This window comes from Synechococcales cyanobacterium T60_A2020_003 (assembly GCA_015272205.1).
Lineage (GTDB): Bacteria > Cyanobacteriota > Cyanobacteriia > RECH01 > RECH01 > JACYMB01.
This window is the reverse complement of sequence record JACYMB010000049.1, coordinates 1-2,189: the sequence shown is the minus strand read 5'-3', so window position 1 is coordinate 2,189 and position 2,189 is coordinate 1. Positions and strand designations below refer to the sequence as shown.

The following is a 2,189-nucleotide window of genomic DNA, read 5'->3' as shown; positions in this document are numbered from 1 at the left end:
GTTTTTGGCGCGGCGCAAGCGCCGCGCCAAAAACATATCATGGGTTTTTATCCCGACATGATATTAGGGGGATACGCTATATTCAGCGTAGATAGGTTATCAAACAACGCTGCATGTTGTATTATGGCAGGTGCTATTGGATTCAAGTCGCTGGTGTCATCCGAATCAACTCCGTTTGAGGCTCAAACTGGACAATCAGAGACCCTTCTAGATTTTGATCACGCTTTACCCTCCAGAGTCGCAGGGCGATCGCCACCGCAGGGGCATCAACGAGCCTACACTTCGGGACGCGTCGATTTCCCCTCCCGCTTTCGTCATCTTCACTAGTTAAGGAGAGTTATCCCCTATGGCGCAACTACTTTCATCTACGCTGACCGGGAATCAGGTAGTTCCCACAACCACCTCCACCGCAACTGGGATATCCAAGCTGCGCCTCAATGCCCTTGGTAACGCGCTAACCTACAGTCTCAACGTAACGGGACTGGATTTTGGGGATTTACTGGGCAAGAAGGAGCAAACGCCCACTACCCGTGATGATGTGACCCATGTTCATATCCATATCGGTGCGCGCGGTACGAATGGCATTGTGGCCCTTAGCCTCTACGACAGGGTGACAGGCAATGATAGCCAGGACTCAGACCTCAAGATTATCCAGAATAACAATGGTTCTACAACCTTAAAAGGACGATGGGATGTCAAGGATCCCTCCTCTGTGCCACTGAACCAAGTGCTGCGTGCCATTCGCGACAGTTCACCCGGCGATGAAGTCAATTTGTACTGGAATGTCCATACGGCGGAGTTCCCCAACGGCGAAATTCGTGGACAGATTAAGGCCACCCCTCTCGAAAAGACCGTTCCCGTTACCCTAGATGCCACCTTAAACCAAGCTCAAGTGGTTGAACCCTCAGGGGTGAAGGCCAAAGGCGAATCAACGATGGTGTTGACTCGGTCAGGCGATGCGATGCGCTATCAATTGACGGTATCCGGCTTGGATTTCGGGGCACTCGTTGGGCAAGGCCCCCAAACACCTAAAACCAGTGATGATGTCGGTTTGATCCGCATTCTTTCTGCTAATCGCGGTAAAAACGGAAGCAATGCGTTTACGGTTTATAACCCGTTGTTGAATGGCGGCAGTGATGACCGCGACCTCCGCATTCGCCTCAATCAAAATGGCTCCGCAACCTTAACCGGAGTCTGGGACGAAAGCGACAAAGCAAATATTAAGCTCAGCAACTTTGTGGACACCATCCGCAATTCCAAAACGGGAGACGAGATCCCGCTCTACTGGGAAATTAATACCAGCGGTGCACCCGATGGTGCCATTCGCGGCCAGATGAAAGCGGTTCCCAATGAAATTACGGGAACCGCGCAAAACGACGTGTTAACCGGAACCAGTCGCGATGATATCATTCGAGGCTTATCCGGTGATGATGTGCTCTTTGGCCTCAGGGGGAAGAACCAGTTATTGGGAAATACCGGAGACGATATTCTCGTTGCAGGCTCGATTTCAGACACCTTTAATGGCTCGAAGGGGGATGATCTCGCTGACTTTAGTGAACTGCAGTCTCCTGTCAAGATCAACCTCGACACCCAAAACGTTGCTTTTCGGTTTGGGCAGGAGTCGTCTGCAACGGGCAAAATTTTGAGATCGATCGAAGGCTTAGTCGGCACCGATGAGAATGATGAACTCACGGGTGATGCATCCTCCAATCGGATTCAGGGGGGCCAAGGTGCGGATCGGATTAACGGTCTGGGTTCGCGCGATCGCCTTTTCGGAGGCGGAGGCGGCGATCGCTTAGCAGGGGATGACGGCAATGATATTTTGGAGGGGGGGCAGGGTAAAGACACCTTAATTGGCGGAGCAGGTGAGAACACCCTGATAGGAGGGGATGGACGCGACTTTTTCGTTATCACCCGGACAAAAGATGAGTTCAACATCGTAAAAGACTTTAAGGATAGAACCGATCGCCTTCGCCTCCTGGGCAACCTGTCCTACGGTGATCTCACAATTCGGCAGCAGCGTGATGATACGGTTATCCAGGTGGGTCAGCAGGAAGTCATGCGGCTTGAAGATTTCCGTGCCAACGACCTCAGTCGGGCTGACTTCACCTAACCCTCAGGATTCAGCGTTAGGCACCGGGTACGGCTCAAACACAAGGGTGGGGCGGAGGATGTCTCCATCGGGCATG

Annotated in this window: 2 protein-coding genes; both read left to right on the top strand. The window is 52.3% G+C overall.

Annotated features, from left to right (window positions below):
* Nucleotides 1-123 precede the first annotated feature (123 nt).
* Entirely contained in the window at nt 124-327 is a 204-nt protein-coding gene (locus IGR76_02805; GenBank protein ID MBF2077462.1) for a hypothetical protein, read from the top strand.
* Nucleotides 328-346: 19 nt separating this feature from the next.
* Nucleotides 347-2,113 carry a CHRD domain-containing protein gene (locus tag IGR76_02800; GenBank protein MBF2077461.1) on the top strand — a complete coding sequence of 589 codons (1,767 nt, stop codon included), beginning with the start codon at nt 347-349 and terminating at the stop codon, nt 2,111-2,113.
* Nucleotides 2,114-2,189 lie beyond the last annotated feature (76 nt).

Bases quoted from the DNA above. Each gene is read 5' to 3' on its own strand.
- IGR76_02805 (MBF2077462.1), top strand. From the start codon at position 124: ATGGCAGGTGCTATTGGATTCAAGTCGCTGGTGTCATCCGAATCAACT.
- IGR76_02800 (MBF2077461.1), top strand. From the start codon at position 347: ATGGCGCAACTACTTTCATCTACGCTGACCGGGAATCAGGTAGTTCCC.